At 39.6% G+C, this 19,042-nt stretch carries 17 protein-coding genes and 1 pseudogene; 9 read left to right on the top strand and 9 right to left on the bottom strand.

Annotation, left to right across the window (positions count from 1 at the left end; genetic code table 11):
• Nucleotides 1-2: 2 nt before the first annotated feature.
• The 4 genes from KNO72_RS13655 to KNO72_RS13640 all read right to left on the bottom strand — a co-directional run bounded on the left by KNO72_RS13655 (nucleotide 3) and on the right by KNO72_RS13640 (nucleotide 2,376).
• Complete coding sequence (locus tag KNO72_RS13655) at nucleotides 3-1,103, bottom strand: hypothetical protein (protein ID WP_214758502.1); 1,101 nt, start codon at nucleotides 1,101-1,103, stop codon at nucleotides 3-5.
• A 66-nt stretch (nucleotides 1,104-1,169) separates the two neighbouring features.
• Nucleotides 1,170-1,394, bottom strand: a complete 225-nt coding sequence (locus tag KNO72_RS13650) for a hypothetical protein (protein WP_012390467.1) — start codon at nucleotides 1,392-1,394, stop codon at nucleotides 1,170-1,172.
• Between the two features lie 12 nt (nucleotides 1,395-1,406).
• Nucleotides 1,407-1,589, bottom strand: coding sequence for a hypothetical protein (locus KNO72_RS13645; RefSeq protein WP_021065836.1), 183 nt, complete (start codon nucleotides 1,587-1,589; stop codon nucleotides 1,407-1,409).
• A gap of 298 nt (nucleotides 1,590-1,887) precedes the next feature.
• Nucleotides 1,888-2,376 carry a helix-turn-helix domain-containing protein gene (locus KNO72_RS13640; protein WP_214758500.1) on the bottom strand — a complete coding sequence of 163 codons (489 nt, stop codon included), beginning with the start codon at nucleotides 2,374-2,376 and terminating at the stop codon, nucleotides 1,888-1,890.
• A 304-nt stretch (nucleotides 2,377-2,680) separates the two neighbouring features.
• On the opposite strand from KNO72_RS13640, the gene KNO72_RS13635 reads away from it, so the two are divergent.
• Both KNO72_RS13635 and KNO72_RS13630 read left to right on the top strand, forming a co-directional pair.
• Entirely contained in the window at nucleotides 2,681-2,935 is a 255-nt protein-coding gene (locus KNO72_RS13635; RefSeq protein ID WP_214758498.1) for a helix-turn-helix domain-containing protein, read from the top strand.
• 21 nt (nucleotides 2,936-2,956) lie between these two features.
• Nucleotides 2,957-4,507, top strand: a complete 1,551-nt coding sequence (locus KNO72_RS13630) for a hypothetical protein (RefSeq protein ID WP_214758496.1) — start codon at nucleotides 2,957-2,959, stop codon at nucleotides 4,505-4,507.
• A 184-nt stretch (nucleotides 4,508-4,691) separates the two neighbouring features.
• On the opposite strand, the gene KNO72_RS13625 is transcribed toward KNO72_RS13630, so the two are convergent.
• On the bottom strand, nucleotides 4,692-5,627 hold the full coding sequence (locus tag KNO72_RS13625; RefSeq protein ID WP_214758493.1) for an IS30 family transposase: 936 nt from the start codon (nucleotides 5,625-5,627) through the stop codon (nucleotides 4,692-4,694).
• A 356-nt stretch (nucleotides 5,628-5,983) separates the two neighbouring features.
• On the opposite strand from KNO72_RS13625, the gene KNO72_RS13620 reads away from it, so the two are divergent.
• Genes KNO72_RS13620 through KNO72_RS13610 form a run of 3 tightly spaced genes read left to right on the top strand, consistent with a single transcriptional unit; the run spans nucleotide 5,984 to nucleotide 8,733 of the window.
• Complete coding sequence (locus tag KNO72_RS13620; RefSeq protein WP_214758491.1) at nucleotides 5,984-6,721, top strand: hypothetical protein; 738 nt, start codon at nucleotides 5,984-5,986, stop codon at nucleotides 6,719-6,721.
• Nucleotides 6,722-6,734: 13 nt separating this feature from the next.
• Nucleotides 6,735-8,156: a hypothetical protein gene (locus tag KNO72_RS13615; RefSeq protein ID WP_214758489.1), complete on the top strand. Its 1,422-nt coding sequence runs from the start codon at nucleotides 6,735-6,737 to the stop codon at nucleotides 8,154-8,156.
• Entirely contained in the window at nucleotides 8,095-8,733 is a 639-nt protein-coding gene (locus KNO72_RS13610; RefSeq protein WP_214758487.1) for a hypothetical protein, read from the top strand. Before KNO72_RS13615 ends, KNO72_RS13610 begins: the two co-directional genes overlap by 62 nt.
• Nucleotides 8,734-8,947: 214 nt before the next feature.
• Here KNO72_RS13610 and KNO72_RS15950 read toward each other — a convergent pair.
• Nucleotides 8,948-9,137 (bottom strand): annotated as a pseudogene (locus KNO72_RS15950) (IS3-like element ISEnfa5 family transposase); the annotation flags it as partial.
• Nucleotides 9,138-9,516: 379 nt separating this feature from the next.
• Here KNO72_RS15950 and KNO72_RS13605 point away from each other — a divergent pair.
• Entirely contained in the window at nucleotides 9,517-10,542 is a 1,026-nt protein-coding gene (locus KNO72_RS13605) for a tyrosine-type recombinase/integrase (RefSeq protein ID WP_214758485.1), read from the top strand.
• A 181-nt stretch (nucleotides 10,543-10,723) separates the two neighbouring features.
• On the opposite strand, the gene KNO72_RS13600 is transcribed toward KNO72_RS13605, so the two are convergent.
• Nucleotides 10,724-11,374, bottom strand: coding sequence for an HNH endonuclease (locus KNO72_RS13600; protein ID WP_214758483.1), 651 nt, complete (start codon nucleotides 11,372-11,374; stop codon nucleotides 10,724-10,726).
• Nucleotides 11,367-12,809 carry an AAA family ATPase gene (locus KNO72_RS13595; protein WP_214758481.1) on the bottom strand — a complete coding sequence of 481 codons (1,443 nt, stop codon included), beginning with the start codon at nucleotides 12,807-12,809 and terminating at the stop codon, nucleotides 11,367-11,369. Before KNO72_RS13595 ends, KNO72_RS13600 begins: the two co-directional genes overlap by 8 nt.
• 401 nt (nucleotides 12,810-13,210) lie before the next feature.
• Here KNO72_RS13595 and KNO72_RS13590 point away from each other — a divergent pair, with 401 nt between their 5' ends.
• Complete coding sequence (locus KNO72_RS13590) at nucleotides 13,211-14,059, top strand: hypothetical protein (protein ID WP_214758479.1); 849 nt, start codon at nucleotides 13,211-13,213, stop codon at nucleotides 14,057-14,059.
• Between the two features lie 201 nt (nucleotides 14,060-14,260).
• Here the strand turns inward: KNO72_RS13590 and KNO72_RS13585 are convergent, their stop codons facing one another.
• The gene (locus tag KNO72_RS13585; RefSeq protein WP_214758477.1) at nucleotides 14,261-14,935 is read right to left on the bottom strand and encodes a BA5345 family protein; all 675 of its coding nucleotides are present in this window, start codon (nucleotides 14,933-14,935) and stop codon (nucleotides 14,261-14,263) included.
• 532 nt (nucleotides 14,936-15,467) lie between these two features.
• Between KNO72_RS13585 and KNO72_RS13580 the strand changes: the two genes are divergently transcribed.
• Both KNO72_RS13580 and KNO72_RS13575 read left to right on the top strand, forming a co-directional pair.
• Nucleotides 15,468-16,904 (top strand): hypothetical protein, encoded by a 1,437-nt coding sequence (locus KNO72_RS13580; RefSeq protein ID WP_214758475.1) that lies wholly within the window; start codon nucleotides 15,468-15,470, stop codon nucleotides 16,902-16,904.
• Nucleotides 16,905-17,748: 844 nt separating this feature from the next.
• Nucleotides 17,749-18,816 carry a hypothetical protein gene (locus KNO72_RS13575; protein WP_214758473.1) on the top strand — a complete coding sequence of 356 codons (1,068 nt, stop codon included), beginning with the start codon at nucleotides 17,749-17,751 and terminating at the stop codon, nucleotides 18,814-18,816.
• The last annotated feature ends 226 nt before the right edge of the window (nucleotides 18,817-19,042 follow it).

The following is a 19,042-nucleotide window of genomic DNA, read 5'->3' as shown; positions in this document are numbered from 1 at the left end:
CCTTAATCTGAATAAAGAATTGTTTCTAGGTCAATTTCTTCAGCAGCGATAGCGGCTTGAATCTTCTCACGAGCTGCGGTGTCCTTGCTAGATGTTTTCTTTAGTTTCTCGTTCAGTCCGTCGATCGTGGCCGTAATGTCTTGGTATTTATCGATCTTTGCTTGTACGGCAGGGTCGTTTGTCTTGGACGCCCAATCGTTCGCGGACTCGATGTCCCCGAGATAGAGATAGGCAGTCACTTTCGCAGAAATACGGGGAGCTATCCATTCCACATTTTTCATCTTAGCCACGGTCTCATGGTCCCGTTCCAGTTTGGCGATATCGAACGCGCCCTCGTCGGTCGGATGTGACGCTTGAAAGTCATGGAGCCGTTCCAATTTCTCCTGATCGGATAAATCGAGCCCGGCCAGCTTCGTCTCAATCAGGATGGGGTCATCCGTGAGCTCGAGCGCTTTCTGGTCTGCGCCTTCTGCAAGATAGAGATCGACCAGTAGAACATCCTCTTCCTCGGACCGGTCTTTCCGTTCCAGTAAATTGATGAGCGAAGATTCCTCACCTTGGAGCGCCAGGTCGTAAGCATCCAGCCATGTCTGTTCGATACCGGTCACCTGTTCGGCGTGTGCCTCTTTATCGATGAACCATTGCGCCGCAGTGAACAGGGAGGTAAATAGAATCCCAGCCGTGGCCACCCCGTAGATGAGGCGGCGCTGTAGTCGGGTCAGGCGTGACTGATAGGTCGACGATATGATTGAGTTCGATTTGGCGGACTGTCGTTTGTAGTCGTCCGGTGTCTCAGACTCGATCTCGTCGAGGAGCCATAGTTTTTTCGCGTTATCCTCTTTTTTCGTCTTGATCCGTTGTACTCGGTCCTTCACTTGATGGTACAGGTTCGGATACGCTCCTTCTGTGCCGAACGTGAACGTCCCCCGATAGAGCAGTTCGTCTTTTTGGTCGAAGAGCCGGAAGTCACCGGAACAGCTCGTCCCTTCCTCGCTGAGTGCCTGGTTCAGGTCATGGGTCGCGATGACCGCCTCGGCGAAAGGGAGCCGCTCATAGTTCTGGATCCGAGTGTCCGGCACGTCGGTGAATCGTACAAACAGCATCTCGTTCCTCCTCTCGTTTCAAGCAACAAAAAAAGCCTTCCGATTGGAACGCTGTATGCGTGTGCATTAGAATTTGATGTTCTGGTCAACCATCTCGGCGAGCGTGAACGCGCCCATGACGATGATCAGGCCGACGGCGCCCCCGACGAGCCAACCGACGGCCTTCGAGCGGCCCCGATCCCCACCGAAGATGAAGTAGAAGCCCCCGATCGCGAAGGCGATGGCCGCGGCGATGACGGCGAGCCCCTGGAAGAACTGAAGCAAGCTGAGCCCTGTCTCATTGAGTCCCATGTCGTTCCCTCCTTAGTCCTGATGCGCCGGCGACTTGAAGCTGAGCTTCGCCTCGAGCGCCTCCAAAATGAGTTCCTGGTTGTCCTGGATGACCTGTTGATGTTGTTCGTCGAGCCACTCCTCGTAGTCCTTCCCACGGATGCGTAAGAGTTTCTCGGCGAAGCTACGGTTCTGTTTCTGTTCTTTTGATGCCACGGTACACACTTCCTTCCCTTGATCTCGTGATGTGCAGCAGCACATCATTAAGGACAGTCGGATTCGGTGCGGTGGGTTTCTAGCTGTTCCCCCACGAACTCTGCTCCCCGCTGTGATGAGGAGCTGTACAGGGTTTTTCGATGACCCGGAACGATGCGGTGACCTTGTGGCGAGTTTTAGGCGACTCTCGCCGAACCATCTGTGCGTAGATCCCGCCCACTCGGTCACTGGTGAGGGACACGCCGGTATGTGATTGGAGGAGACCATCCTTAAGGATGTGCTGCTGCGTCGATGTCGGTTACTGGCGGACTCTCTTTCGTTTCTTGACATGGATGAGCTCGTCATCCGGATTCTTGCGCTTGGCGAGCACGTGGGCGTCACAGACGACCGTACGGATTCGATAGTAGAGTTGCGTCAGCTGGACCGCTTCGCCGCTAGCTTTTTCGATTCCGATAAAGCCGTGCAATTCATACGTCTTCCCGTCGAACGTGCGGACCGAGTCGGCCTGCGGCAATTCTTTCAGGTCGAATCGACGTCGCTCGAGTTTGGTGACGGACCGCTTCACCCCATAGCTGAAGTCGATGGCGTCCCACGGTACCGTCGCGAGCGTATGCCCGAATGCACGGGCCAGATGATCGATGTCCGCGATCGACGGCACCGAACGGTTCTGTTCGTACTGGCTGATGGCGGGTTGTGAGATTTCTCCGAGCGTTTTCTCTGATAGTTCGACCTGTGACCAGCCCGAGAGCCGGCGGTTCTCCTTCAACCACTCCCCGAATCGATACATAAGCCTTCCCCTTTCTGTAAACCAAAGCGGCGACCAAACAGATGTTTCCTTTTGTTGGTTCCAATATAGCAGGGATAGGAATAAAAATCATCAGTTTTCTGATATGTCAGAAATTTTACAATTGACGATTCTTGTCGAATCCGCTCTACATGAGGGTTTATAAGCAACAGTAACTCAATATTTTTGGTTTTGTAGCACATCTGTAAAAAAATAACGATTCGAGTATAGAAAATAATGACAAGTATTTTGATTTCAAGAGATTGTGATAGAGTAGAGGAATAGAGGGTTTCGTAAAGAATAAGTGATGAAGAAAGTACTTGGATCGTGGGGTGAGCAAGTGGAATTGAACGAGGCAATCACTGAGCGGATGAAAGAGCTCGCAGCTGAACATAAAATGACTATTCATCAAGTGATTCAAAAAGGTGGACTAAACCAAGCAACCGTTTCGGAACTGATGAGTGGTCGTACAAAGCATCCGAAAGTAAGTACAATTCAAAAATTTTGTAATGGCTTGAATATAACTCTTACTGATTTTTTTGATAATGTTAGGTTCAAATAAAGCTAAATTGGAGGATGTATCGTGCCTAAAACAATAACTCAATATTCAATACTTATCTCTTGTCCTTCAGATGTTCAAGAAGAACTAGCGATTATAGAAGACGTTATTAATGAAATTAATAGAAATATTGGAGATATAAACGGAGTAAAGTTAGAAATTAAACATTGGGGTGCGGATTCTTATCCTGAGTCGGGAGGGCGCCCCCAAAAATTATTGAATAAACAATTTGTTAATACGTGTGACATGGCCATTGCTGTATTTTGGACAAGGTTTGGGACACCCACAGACGATTACGGTTCAGGGACTGAAGAGGAAATCGAACAACTTTTAAAAGACGACAAGCAAGTATTTTTGTACTTTAGTGACGTTCCTTTGCCACCTAGTAAAAAAAATGAAAAAGAATATCAAAGAGTTTTAAACTTCAAAGAACAGTATCATGAAGCTCACCAAACAAAAGGATTGTATGATTCTTACGATAGTATTCAGGAATTTAAAAAAAAGTTAACCAATCATCTTTATCTATACGTACCTAAACTTTTTATAGACAAAAATATTCCGAAACAAGATAGCAGTTTACACATTGTCGGTATAAAAAACGGACTTATCGATGAAGAAATTAAGATTTCACCAACAAATATAGACATAAAAAAAATTACTAATTCTATGGTTATTAAAGCGCAAAATTTAATTGAAGAAATATCAAAAGTTTCTGTCCAAGTCGAAGTAAATACAGTAGAGAATAAGTCAAACAAAATTGAAAGAAATCCAGCTCTAGGCTTAGCTATAAAACACCTTGAACCTATACCGGTTAAAATTGATGACAAAGATCAAGAAGTTATAAAATCATATTTGAATTCAGAATTAATACCATATACTGAAGACACGTTTTTTAATGTGATTGGTGTAAATAAACAACTGGATATGATACCAGACTGGAGAGGTAATCGTGCATACAAATACACTGGACCCTCAGAGATGGTTAAAAAATATGAATTCATATTACAGTTATTAATAGAAATTAAAACTTTAGAATCTTGGAAAGAGTATTTAAACAAGGTTAATTCTTTATTCTATTTAGACTTGGGTATACAAAATAATGGATCAACCTACGATGAAGATGTTGACGTTACGGTCTATGTTGCAAAAAATACACTAATTTTTCATAACGAGTTACCAATACCTTCGGAACTTATTTTAGGTTCTGCCCTGGCGTTGAATCAAGAAGTTTATATTTCTCGAAAATCACATCAGGTCAAAGGATTTGATAATTATCCAGAGAGCTCTCGATTCAATCTATCTGGCTTAAATCCGTCCTTAGCATTAGAATCTTATGACGAAAAAATAGAAAGAGAAACCCAAGAATTTAATGAATCTTTGGAAAATATTTTTTGTTATGAACTATATGAAGATGACCAGTTCGATATAATTAGATTCAATCAGAGCTATATAAAACAGCATGATACAATTGCGTTTCCTTCACTTTTATTGTTCAATAAACCGATTGAAAATATAAAAGTAGAAATCACTTCAAAAAAATCACATAAGAAAAATGAACATAAGTTTTATTTTTAAGATTAAAATTATTACTAGAATTGTTTTTAACTGCAAGTGATTAAATTAGTAAAGAGTTTTACTATCAGTTAACCTACAGTAAAATTGATTTTAACTTCTATATAACATCGTTAAAAATAATAGCCCTAATGAAAGTCTCAATTTTTATTCGAGAGCTTCATTAGGGTTTTATAATGATGGTTTGTCAAATTAAGCGCAACACTTCCTCGGTGAAGGCCTCGTGTGCGGTTTTCCAGTCCAGACACTTCCTCGGTCGCCCGTTGATCTTGGTCAGCGCGTCCGCGAGTTCGTCATGCGCCACCTGCGCGAAGTCCGTTCCTTTCGGGAAGAACTCGCGGAGGAGCCCGTTGGCGTTCTCGTTGCTCCCCCGTTGCCACGATGAGTACGGGTCGGCGAAATACATCGGCACGCCGAGTGACGCCTGGATGCGCTCGTGACCGCTGAACTCCTTGCCACGGTCCGTCGTCGCCGTCTCGAACGTGCCGTCCGGGAAGGCGCCGTGCACCGTATGGATCGCCCCCTCCATCGAGGCCGCGGTGCGGTCCGCGATCGGCAGGGCGAGATAGAACCGGATCTTCCGCTCGATGAACGTCGCGACGCACGCCTTCGACTTCCCTCGTCCGGAGACGACGGTGTCGAGCTCCCAGTGCCCGAACGTCCGGCGCCCCCTGACCTCTGGCGGTCGTTGCGAGATGGGGAGGCCGACGTTGATGCGACCGCGCGTCTCGGCCGGCTTTTGACGTTTCCCCTTCTGGCGGAGCACGGTCACGGGCACGTCGATCCGTCCCGAATAGATCCAGCGGTAGATGGTGGAGAAGGCGAGCTTTCCGTTGAAGAGCCGCCCCACGATCTGTTCCGGCGACCAGGTCGCACGCAGCTTCTCGACGATCGTCCGGCGCATCGTGTCGTCGAGCTTCGTCTTGGCGCCGCAATGGGTTTTCGCCTTCTCGTAGCGTTTCTGCGCACGTCCTGACTCGTAGCCGGGGTTCCGTCTGATCTCCCGCGAGACGGTCGAGGGCTGTCGCCCGAGCCGTCTCGCGATGGACCGGATGGACATCCCGATCTCCAGATAGGTCTCTATTTTCACGCGCTCCGTTGTGGTAAGATGGGTGTAGCTCATAGCGATTCCTCCGTCTGAATGTTTGTGTCGTAACTTCATTCTAAACGAGGCCATCGCTGTGGGCTTTTTTTGCGTTCACGTTCAAGTGTTGCACTTAATTTTATAATTCAGGTAATTTATAACAATATTATTGATACTTCGTTCTTATATTTTAAAAGCTTGCTGATTGCGTATCATGAAGAAATACGGAATTAAAAATGAATCCCACATACATCTATGAGGTTATATTAGTTTAATAATTGGAAAACTAGTTGAAATGCAATACCCCCACTATTTTTCAATTATATTACATATTATTTGTTGAAATCATAAAAAATGTTACAATTATACAATATCGAAATGGTGGGTGTTTTAGTTTGAAAGTTAATGAATATGAAAAAAAGCATATCCCTACTTTTATTGTGATTTCTATTGCTGTTATTCTTTTTCCTCTTTTTTTATCATTCGGTCTAAAAATAAGTTGGTTTTCGATTGCTTTAGGAAATGTTGAGAGTTGGATTGGGTTTTGGGGCAGCTATCTTGGCAATATAATTGGTCTTTTAGGTTTATACTATGCCACGACCAGACAAATAATTGTGCAAACTAATAGTTTAATAAGGCAAGAAAATATGGAAAGAGATAGGATTTACATATCAATTATTTTAGAAAATTTAAGCGCGTATCAAAAAGAGCTTTCGATTCTTAATCATGAATTAGAAAACTATTTTATTATTGTTCAAGACTTAATTTCTATTCAAAAATCAGAAGCAGAAGATTGGGAAGTACTATTTAACTCTAAGCTCGAAAAGCATAACTACTCTTCAGAAAAACTGTCAAAAGTATTATCTGATAGTGAAATTTACATTCTTTTTTTCGAGTTACAGAATATCAATCAGGAAAATTTCAAAGCTATTGAGGAAAAAATAATTGAGTATCAACTATGGTCCGAATTAAATATTTGTGCTATTCAAAAATGGACTGAATTGCAGATTTCTGAAGTTGAAGTGGAAAACCAAAAACATTATACAGATCTAATAGAATTAGTAACTAATCAAAAAAAGTTGCTTGCTAATTCAACTAAATCAATGATAAAAAATACTTTACTATCAAATTAAGTAAGGAGTTATTATGAAATATCCTATAACAATATTGCGTCATATTCCTCTTCATAAACAAGAGGAAATTTTAATTGGTATGATTGAAAACAATCTGGATTACTTTATTCAATTAACTGATGACGTCAATTTGACTAAGCATAAAAAGAAAACTTACCAAGTCTCTGAATTAATATTTAAATACCTTTTAGCTCAAACTAGTAGTGAAAGTCAAACCATTAAAAGATATTCTCAATTATTCCGTGAACAGCTATGTCCTCATACAGCTATCTTAGACAGCATCTTAAAAACATTGGATGAGAAGTTCATCGAATTCATTGATTATCATTTTAACTACAGAACCTTAAGCATTCTTGAAATGGATATAGATTATGGTAACTTAGAACATATTAATCAAATATGCGAAGTAATGCAGGAACACATACATGAAAAATATCCTGAGTTTGTAAATCGAAGTCTTACAACGATTGAGAGTAAAGAATATTCATATTTGTCTTTTGTATTTTCAAATCATAAAATCACAATTATAGAACGCATTGGATATTATCGATTAGGAGGTTCAGAAAGAGAGCAATTTAGCTCCTTTTTAGTGAAGTATGTTATAGACTTGCAGAATGGATTTTTGGAGTATCATTGGAACAAAACTGCAACTCAAAATTTTTACAAAAACAAAATCCCTCAAGATATTATGCTCAACAACGAAGATGAATTAACCGGTTACATGCAATCTAAAATTAATGAGTGGTTTGATGACGGAATTACTACTAGCAAGTCTGTACCAGATATTATATCGCCTTTGGAGGATCATCATTCTGCACAATCTGCATTTCAAACTTCACCTCTTGAAGCTTCGCTTTATCACTTATTTATTGAAGATCATGAAAATCTTTTACAACAAATTAATGAGGTTTTTCCTTCAAACACAGTTTTATCTAAGAATCCAGAACTAAATAGTTATCTACAAAATAACTACGATTTAAGTGGAGACAGTTTAGAAAAAGCAATTTCACTTTTAAATGGTATTCGACTTCGAGATTTAGTCAAAGAAATAGATTCATTGCAGTTAAGTCAATATATCTACAGTTTCGCTCTTAGAGATATTGTAAATGTCACTTCTTCTAGAACTCGGCACAGTCGTCGTGAACCTGTTTATCATACCGAACCATATTGGTATCTACTTGAAATGATTAAGAGGTTAAAAGTTGTATCAGAAATATCTTTCCATTATGAAATTGATGAACATGAAGATATAAGATACCAACAAAAATTTACTGTCAAGGTCCGTCGCGATAAGTTAACATTTGAATTTTTACAAAGTAGTTCAGAAAATGATGCAAACATAAATTACCTGGCTGAGTCTAGAAGGAGTATATATGAACACATTAAAAACAGAATTAGAGAATTTATTCGCGGATTATCCCAAGTTACAAGTTGAGTATTCTGATATTAATCATTTGAATGAAAAAATGTTAGATTATTTTAAAGAAGTAGTCTCAACTAAGAATGATTACATTAATCCTTACTTTCTTGCTCGAACATTAAAATATACAAATACTCAAACGATTACTCTTCTATTGTTATTGTCTTTGTTTAGTAAAAAGAAAACAGTATCGGCTGAATATATTTTTACAAGTGATTGCGAGATAGAACACTATGTATCGGAAGATGAACTTGAAAACTTCAAATGTCTTGAATGCGGAAGAGTCTACAATATAAAGAAAGATTTAATGGAGGGGAATTATACACTTCCAATCAGATTTAAGCTAGATCAAAAAATTATTCAGGAGATAAAATCGCTTTTTAGTACTCTGCAAGCAAAAGGAGATGGTAGGTTTTACCCTAATACTGCCTTTATCAGTGAGGTAGGTCTCGAAATTATAAATGAGTCCATCGCCTCCAATGTACAGATAAGACAGCCCGTTTTAGCCAATTCATTTATTCCGAGTGGAAAGAGATCCTTGCTTGAGATGAAGCTAAGGGGTATAAAAAAAAAGAGTAGAGTTGAACAATGAACTGCTCCCCGTCAAATAGACAGGGTAGATAGAGAAAACCGACCTAGGCGGCTTGAGTCCTGTATTCGAAAGGACCAAAGCCGTTTAGTCGTTTTTGGAGATGATGGTAGTTGTAGAACAACATATTGGACTAGAACTCACGCAAGGAGTTCATCTCGACTTTCAAGGTACCCCAACGACCGATCCGGGACATGCTGTGTGTCAGTCCCGCTTCTTCTATTCCAATAAATCTATCGAGATAGCCACGGACGGCAGCAATCTTCTGTTCCTTGAGGTAAGGTCTACAGGTTTTTGATTCCGATTGTATCGAATTTCACTTTCCACTTCCACACTTGGAAAGTGTGCCTAGAGACGTCATGAGCCTCCGTGATCTCCTTCCACGTATTTGTTTGTCCTTCCACCATGCGCAGTGCAATCAATTTTTGCTTAATCGACTGCCGACTTCTCGCCCTAAAAAAACACTTCCAATCAGATAAACAGATTTGTTATCTCACCTTTCTTTCTATTGTAGAGCATATCACAATGCTGTCCAGCTCTTATTCTTTTCTTCTAATTGGTTAATGACTTATACTGTCATCTAACTTGTGATAATATAAGATTATCACAAGTTAATGGAATTTAATTGTAACTAACTATATAATTGTAATACATACTTATAGAATTTATTTATCTAATTACAAAAGTATTTTTAATGCTAATACATATGTATTACTCGTTTTCCACCACGTCTTTTAACGAATACAGATATTCAAATAAAAATACGGAGCGAAAAGAGGGAGAAGCATGGAGATTGAGAAAAAGCAGAAGGCGTTCGAAGTAGCGTTACGAGAATTGACCGGGGCAAATCCCAAATTGGCCGAAGCATTAAAGAAGGACCATATCGATCTCGAGACGTTAACTGATATCGAAGTGATTGAATTGTTCTGGGCAACGGAATTATTCCCAATCTACGCTGATAAGAGTCCGCACACGCGTCGTGCCTATAAGCAAGACCTTGAGTTCGTGCTTAGCTTTGTGATGACGAAGACAGATGGGTTAAAACACCTGACCGTGCTCGACATCCATCGCTACCTATTCGCGGTGAACGAACAGTATACCCCACGCACGGCGCAGCGGAAGAATAACATGTTGAAGCGTCTCCTAACCTACCTCCACGTCAACCAGTATCATCTACATAATCTGGGCTTCCACGTGAAGAACCAGCAGCGCCCTGAGCTGCTCCGTCGTGAGATTGATTTCGACGAGATCGAGCGGATTGCTGAGTCGTTCCGTCATACCGTCAAGCGGGCAAAAAAAAAGGAGCTCATGGAGCTCCGTAACGAGACGATCGGTTATTTGTTGTTGACGACAGGCATGCGAGCTGCAGAACTGTTATCAATCAAGTTCACCGATGTGAAGCGAAATCAGCATACATCTTACCTCGAGGTGAAAGGGAAACGCGACAAGTGGCGCCGCATCCCGCTTACCGAGAAGGCGACCTATCTCGTAAATCGACTGCAGACGTTGATGATGATCGAGGAAGTCGCGTCCCCTTTCATCGCTTTTAGTACGATAAAAGTCAACAAGGCGATCACTTATGAAGCCCTCCGCCTGATGACTCATCAGGCGGTCGACTATGTCGCGAACGAAGAGAAGACCCCGCCCCACTGGTTCCGCCGGGCCTACATCACAAAGCTCCTGGCGAACGGAAATTCGTTGATTGGGGTCATGCAACTGGTCGGTCATAACTCAATTAACACGACAAATGGTTACTTACAATCTTTGAATCAACTCTCAAACATGACAAATATGGATTTACCATTTGAATAAAAAATTGCAACAGGTCAAATATAGTCTTCTATATAGAAATAAATAGAGATTGATAAATAGGCGATTGACAGCCGGCCATGTAGTTAATCAATCATTAATCCGTAAACAAAATGAATGGGTACTCGCAATTAATAAACCGGTTATTTGAATTAACCCACTAAAATATCAAACTAAAACCACTTTAAGAAATTTCTTGCATTGTAATTTCATTAACTTTTTTTGAAACCATATAACTAAACTCCTGATCTTCTCTTGTTAATTTCTGAATATCAATTAAAACTTTTCTTTTCACAGCCGGATCGTCTACAAGATTGTATAAGTATACATATGGTATAACGGTATTTTCATAGAATCTTTTGCGATTTTCATATAAATCAGTTCTGTTTAAATCGATTACGTATATAGTAGTAGCCCCTCTTTTGGACTTGGGCATTAAAAATGGTCCATCAAAAACTAAATGCTCCGGAATATTGTCTATATATGGATCAAGTAAATCTAATTCCTCGTTGTAATAATCTGATTTACCATTATTACATCTTTGACACGCCAAGGTAAGATTTTCCCATTCGAACCATTTAGTAAGGTCTTTAGTTTTCGGAATGATATGCTCAATATCACCAAAGGAATTAGCCAAGATTCTACTTTCACAATAGGCACACTTTCCATTTGTTTCTTTAATAATTAATTCTTTTATAGTTTTATGTGTATATCTAGTTTTTATATAGTTAGGCACTTTCCCCTCTTCTTCATATGCTGCTTTTAAGTCTTCCGTCCATTGTTCATATTTATCAATTAATATAGGAGGCATGTTTTCTTTAACTAATTTAATCATTATTTTTCTCCATCAACATTTTTAATAGTTGTGGAAATTGAGTTAATAGTCCTTTTTCTTCTAAAATAAGCTTCATTTTCTCGTAGTCCTCAACATTAAGTTCAGATGGTTTTGTTGTACTAATCTCATTAATCGTATTATTAAATTCTTTTTCCATCCATATTGGCATAGTAACCGAGACTCCTAATACATCTTTTAAAATCTCAAAAGCGTCAGCAGATTTATTATCGAAATTTAGCAATTCACTGTTTACTTTCCCTTGTGAATTAAACGTTAAGGCATATACTTTACCCTCTATAATTGAATTGACTATGAAAGGGCTGTGGGTACTAACTACGAACTGAGCTCTAGGAAATGCATTCAATAAATTCGGTAGTATTTCCCTTTGCATAGAAGGATGAAGATGATTTTCAAGTTCATCTATCACAACAACGTAATTTTCGTACTCGAAATCAATAACAAAAATTTGCCAAGCGATATCAATGAGAGCACCTATTCCTCCAGAAGCTGCATCTATTAAAAAATCTCCTGCTTTTGTACTCATTACTACTTCTCCAGATACAATTAAAAGACCCTCAAACTGTAAATGTTTAGGCAAGACATTCATTAAGACTTCATTAAATTCGTCAATCATGATTTTAAATTCAGGGTTTCCTTTTACGTAGGTATTATCTTCACTGAATAAAGCTAAAGATACGATAGATTTTTTCATAGTTAGAATAGGTGAGTGATCGTTTGCGTAAGTGTTGTTAAGTGTTCGGTTTTTTACTGATTCAAAATAATCCTTTATTAGTTCAGTTGTTTGAGGCGCATGAATTGGAATAGAATCAATTTTTTCATATGTATATGGACTTCTATGAGAAGGGATACTAAGTCCTATGATTTCTCTACCAATTTGACGAATGTAAGAAATATATGCCTCAAGGTAGTCAGTACTTAATTCCGATAACTGATTTTCTTTTGCATCAATAAATTCTGATGGCTCAAACTTTGTATGAAAATAGTATGCACCATCGTCCACAAATTCAGGTACAAAATAAGTGAAATTACCGTCTTCGCTGATCAAATTACCAATTTCAAAATACCCATTAGATAGATAAGCATATGGATCATTAACCTCATCAATGTCCCGGTGTAAATATCCTAAATTTAATAATTCTTTACGTTGTTCATCAGTAAAATTAATTAAATGATTCTTATTTCGTTTAATCTGACTATTATCTGAAATGCCGGTGTAAAAAGGAGAAGAATTTTTCTTGTCTTTAACAGGATTTGAGGTTTCAGTATAACTCCACCCCATATCGTTTGCTATCATACGAAAAATTGTACTTTTACCCGCCCCATTCGCTCCTGTTATAAGTGTGACTCTTTTATCAAAATCAATTGATATCTTTTCAAATTGTTTCCAACCGTGAATTTCTAATTTTTTTAACATCTCAATTCTCCTTTTTTTAATAAATGATAACTTAATAAATTAGACTGTATTCTTTCTTTGCTTTTAAGATTTTTCATATTCCAAAAAAAGAAACCTCTCAATACAAAAGATACCAAATTATTTTTACAATGTCATTTATTATAATTTTTTGTAAATCAATTTTCTTCTTTCATAGAATTATTGCAAGGTACAGATGATTATTTGAAATTCTATATTTTATGAAAAAATACGATTTTATTTGTGCTTAGTCAGACAAAAACAAAATCTGTAGACCATAATTGTTTATAGTCAAAAAATATACTCTTTGTTTCTCGTATTCACAACCAAAAAACAATTAGTATAAATGAAAGTCATCAATTCTATTTTTGCAAGTAGCTCGTTATATGAAAGGAATGAATTTTATGGATAAAAACAGAAAAGAAAACTTAAAGCAAACTAGTCGTGATCTTGCTCTTGATACTTTTTTAAATGTAGGAAGTGAGCTTAGCGCTGAAGTAGCAAAAAAGTCTATCAAAAGTGCAGCGGGAGATTTAGCTATAGATGCAGTGAGTTCATTTCTCCCTGGGTTGTCTGGAGCAGTTCAAGGCTATAAACGTGCTCGCTTCGAGAGAAACATGTTACGTGTCGCTGAAGAGTTAAATCTTAAAGTAGAATCCATTCAGTCGAATCTTGAATCTAAAACTAATGAACAAAAAGAGCAGATTGATAGACTGTTTCAATATGTATTAGACTCGGCGATAGACGAACAACAAGAAGAAAAAATTAAATACATGGTCAATGGGTTTGTACAAATCACGAAACACGATTTTGTATCAGAAGACTTTGTCTTAACCTATTACGACGTGTTGAAAGAATCACGAATAATCGACATTTCGGTCTTAAGGCTAATGAATTCGACTCGTTTCTGGTACCAAGAGGGTTCTAGAGAGACGTTCCACGATGTCATGGAACGACACGGTATATCGTATGATCAATACGAGGCAGTACGAAGAAATTTGCTAAGGATTGGTTTATTGACTACTCGTACAGACCTTAATGTCGTTGATGATCTTAAAGAGATCTCCAAAACGTTCAAAGACACTTTTTCATACCTTGAAAAACTATCAAACCCTAAGTCCAATCGTTTACCAAAATTGAAAGAACCTAAATTTAAATCAAAAGAACAATTTGAAATCTCAAGGTTTGGAAAAGATTTTATAAGTTTTTTCTTTGAAAAGAATCAGGATGAAGAGGAAGACACTTTGTTGTGAAGGATGTTGCGAAGTCCGACTTTTATCCAGAACCTTTTTTCTTCCAGTAGAAAAATTGATAAAGGTTTTGATTGTAACCTGTACTTGCACCCTATCAAAAAGAGATGATTCAAGAATATACATGAATCATCTCTACTTGTAGATGAAATATAAATTAATGAAATATAAATTAATAAAATATCCTTATATTTTGTAAGATAGTCATTTATCTTTCATTTCAGAAACATGATTCAGGTTTTGTGGTACTTCGTTTAAAGGTAGGTATTTATTTAACATACCGACCTGAAACGCACGAAGATTATCGGAGAAGTATCTATAGTTTAGTGAGGCCGCAACTAAAATAACGGATTGCATCACAATACCTATGTAAAACAATAATGGTTCTTCGCCTATGATCAAACTTCGGACCAGCAAGAAGAAAACAAGGATTAGCGAACCTGTCGTACTGACGAACAATGTACCCACCCCATGGATAGTCCTCAACAAATGTCTATATCGCCCCTCCAAATAAGCACGGACCCCCTCATCCTGCTCCAACAACATAGAATGCCAAACGTGTTCAAGATAGTAGTAATCTTTATTTCTATTCTCGTACAGAGTGCCAAAGGTAGCATCTGTAGAAAACTTGTCTCCTAATTCGCTTCTAAATCTGTTCAAACTGTCTTTTGTTCTAAAACTCCAAAAACAGGCAAAATAGATTTGATAAATCAGATAACCCAATGGAACACCTGCAACTACCAAAGATATTAGCAACGGAACATTTTTGACAAATTCGGAGTAATTATTTTGGGTGAATGAAAAATAAAAGAATAACCAAAATATGAACACCCATCCTGGGATTCCCCACCTAATCAAATATTTTGTTTCAAAATTCATTTAATCGACCTCCATTTCTTTTTATAGAATATCACGTTCCAATCGTGACAATGATAATCTGAAATTTGATTTCCGGTCGATATTTCCGTCCATCTGTTTCTTTCAAACTCTCTCTCTCATATACGTCCTGAGTTCACTCTAATGTTTTTATCAAAAAGTGTGCGCCGGCGCACACTTTTTGATTTCTTTAAGCTTCAACTATTCATTAGCCTCCTTAATAACTCCTTTAAGTTTCGCTATTAGTACGAATCGAAGAGATGATAACCTCACTTTCGAAAGAGTATCCTTGACTTTCATCAATAATCGGACGACGCAAGACCACGAAAACATCCTTATATCTGATTATCTGAAATTAACCTTTTGACTTCTTGATGACCGAATAAAAGAATAAAGTATTGTCTTACCTACATTTTTAAAAGTGTGCGCCGGCGCACATTTTTTTTATAAACTTATGGTATTTGAAATAATTTAAATTGGATAAAAAAATATGGCTGAGTTTGTGCTATATTTATCCTTAGAAGAGGTGATCAATATGGAGACTCAATCAACCTCCAATGGCCGCTCGCAACAACTCATCATTTCTCAAGCGGTCACGGCTATTCAGAGGCATCGCATGGAGGAAATTCTCCACAGCGTGTCTATCTTTGATATCCAGGAATTTGTCACGGCACTTTATCAAGAGAACTATCAATTCGAAAATCTAGAGGCTTCTTATAAGAAAATACGTTATCATTCATTCAACAAGTTAAAGAAACGATGGGTTCAGGCTGCCATCCGAAACTACGAAGAGGGACGCGGCCCGAAAAAAGAATTGCGTGCCCGGTTCGAGATGATTACCGCATATCACCATTTGGTCGGACCCGAAGCCTTCCTGAAAGAGTTTCACGTGAAAACCATCGAAGGTTATATGCAACAATGCATCCAAGAGTTGAAGGAATGGTCTGAGAATCCAAACCTGTTAATCCATACGTATCCATACTGGTCCCAAAAGACGGTGAATCAGAAGAAGACCTCGCTCAAGACGGACGTTTTGATGATCTTATGGGAGGTAGCCAAAGAAGTCGATCTCAACCAACCGACGGCGCATCATTCTCCGACGCTCGCCGTCGATATCCCATTCTTCGGCATGTCCGACCGCATCAAGAACCAGACGGACCTGTTGGATGAAAAACTGAACGAAGCGTCGCAACTGAATCTCGAGCTTCAGAACTATGACACGGTGGTCCCGAAATATAAAAAGGGAATTCCCGACCACCTCTCGCTCCTCGTCAGCAAAGAGTTCATCCAAGAATTGAACGGGAAGGTACCAGACCTTGACTCGAAAGACTTCGAGGCCTTCACAGAGATTCTGGCGTATCGGGACATGACGTTTCAGACGAGCCGGAAAATCATCTTCCCGCTCTCGCAGCTCGTCAAGAAGCTGTATGCGAACGATAGTGGGAAAAGCTACGATTTGACGACGCAACGTCTCATGAAGCTTGGTTATTATCGGGTCGCCGGACACAACGAGGACGGGGACTTCTTCATCCGTGGCCTGTTCTCCTCGGTTACCATTAAAAATGCGACGACATTAGCCGAGAGCCAGGTCATCGTCACGGTCAGTGAGGAAATTTACGACGACCTCTTGAAACAACAGATCGTCAGCATCTACGGGGAACAGATCGAACAGTTGAAAGGCAGCTTCGCCTATCACCTGGCCTTCGTCCTTCAAAAAGAGCGGATGAGCTCTATCCAGACAGGGGAGCAACAACCCGTCCGTAGGCACTGGCGTCAGTTCACCTATTCGATTCGATTCAACAAGGTCCGAAAGGCCGACAATCTGAAAGAGCTTGAGTTGAATCTGGATCGAATCAAGGAACATGATTTCATCCTGAAGGAATGGCACCGTTCCGGTGATTATTATTTCTTCACCTTCTACCCGTTGGAGTCTTGGGAATTGCCAGGTCATGTGGACACGTTATTATTGTAATTGATATCGTGGAGAACCCAGTCTATCTGGGTTCTTTTTTCAGTTTAGCTGCACTAATGTTTCACATGAATCGATTTAACGATGAAAATGGGCCAAAACGCTCAACTAGTATCCATACTCATGGAACGTCAGGAATCAAATTTTTAATTTTTGATGGTGCCGTACCAATCTTACACTTCTTCTCTCCTTCTTCTTAATAAGAAGGGTGGTTTGAATATTCCTCACTCAAATCACCTCTTAATGATCGATAGATATTCAAGCAGATCATCTTTTTTGGTGAATATGGCTTTCATTTATATCAGATTCCAACGATTTTGGTAACAAACAACCGTACCAAACTTGCACTTTTTAGTTTTTGGCAACAGATGACCGTACTGAAACTGCATTTTCTTATTTTGGTCACGAAACACCGTACCGAAACTACATTTTTACCGATTCATCGCCCTTTTGAAAATAAATTTTTGAGACTCTTTTTGCCTTTTTGGTAACAGATGACCGTACTGAAACTACATTTTCTTCTCTTTTGGTAACAAACGACCGTACCAAACTTACACTTTTTCATTTTTGGTAACTAAGTGCCGTACCAAAACTACACTTTTCTCTTTTTCAACTAAAAAAATCTACTCTATTTTCTGTAGGAATGGCACTATAGAGCGAATGAATCAGTTTTGGTAACAAATGACCGTACTGAAAACGCATATTTTTCTCGGTTTAAAATGGCTTTGTATCAACGTATTTTTCATTTTGGTAACAAAATCCCGTACTGAAAACGCACTTTGACACTATCTTGAAAGAGCTGGATACTGAAACTAGCATATTTTAGGATAGGGGAGGTGTAGGAGAGATGATGGAGACGAATCGACATATTTTGGTCGCCAATAAGCTATTGGTCGCAATGAGCGGATTGACGCGTTGGACGAAACGCGCAGATCATTATCGTTACGAGCAGCATCACTATAACATCCCGGCCTGTTTCACGGCCTTCAAATGGACTAAGTCCCGGATCCGTCATATTCTCTCTATTCTCGCCTATGCCGATGACCAAGGGAAAGTCGAATTCATTGAAGACCACATGGTCGCGAATTTTGCATGCACGTCGGTCCGCTCCCTACATAACAACTTAAAGATCTTTGAACAGAATGGGCTCATGACGGTCGTACGTCACTTCCCAGGAGTGATCTCAATCCAATTGACGGATTACCTTGAAAACTATCGTGATTTGTTTGTGGACGGTGCAACGGTCGATTCGAAGACCGGGTATACGTCTGTTTGGCACGGTCTCTTGTCCGAACTAATCGCACTCGATAATGTGAACACGTTGCGACTCGCGCTACGGACAATCGTCCAGGTCGAGAAAGATGTTTATGTCCAGTCAAATGAACAAGCCATCCTGACCTACGATGAGATCAAAGGATTCCTTCCTAAATACTGTGGCCATAAGCTCGCCATCCAAAAGATGATGTCTGGTCTTAAATTTCTTCAGGTCTCGCTTGTCGAAGACAGTAAGCATTTCTTGAACATGGTCAAACAAAATGTCTCACTTAAGAAACGAGTCCAAGACGTGACACGACCGCTCTTACTTGAAGTCCAGCTCTCGGCTGCGCAAGACAGTAAACAGATCAAAGAGAAAGACCGCTCGGAAGTTCAACTCCTGTGGTTCGAATTGCGTAAGCGGGTTGGGGAGTTCTTCGACTTTGACGCGCTCAAGGTCAACCGTGATTCACTCTTCTCGATGAGCGATACATTCGGGGCCGAGACATTCAAACAGGTCGTCGAAGAGTTAAAACAAGCATTCCTACACCATCGTGAGGACTTGGTCCACTCGAGCACCCATAAGCTGTTCTTTGAGGAGCCAATTTTCTATCTTCACCAACGACTAAAAGAGAACCAGGCAAAATTGGCTATCGCATGATGGTCTATTTGTCATGTTCATTTTTGAAAATATATATGAAAACCACCCATTTTTTCAGGTATTTCCTTCTGTTTATATTGTTTCTCATTCGTTCTAAGTCAACATTGCATACTGAATCTGCTTTTTTTACTTTTAGGAAAAAAATCAAACCAAGTAGTTAAGTAATCAAGGATTTACTGAATTAAATCCTCTCTTGTTTTTTAATTCTCAAATCAGAGTTGAAAAA

The sequence above is a fragment of the Exiguobacterium sp. s123 genome (genome assembly GCF_018617075.1).
GTDB classification, from domain to species: Bacteria; Bacillota; Bacilli; order Exiguobacteriales; family Exiguobacteriaceae; genus Exiguobacterium; species Exiguobacterium profundum.
The sequence above is the reverse complement of the archived record's forward strand: the minus strand, read 5'-3'. Positions and strand labels throughout refer to the sequence as shown.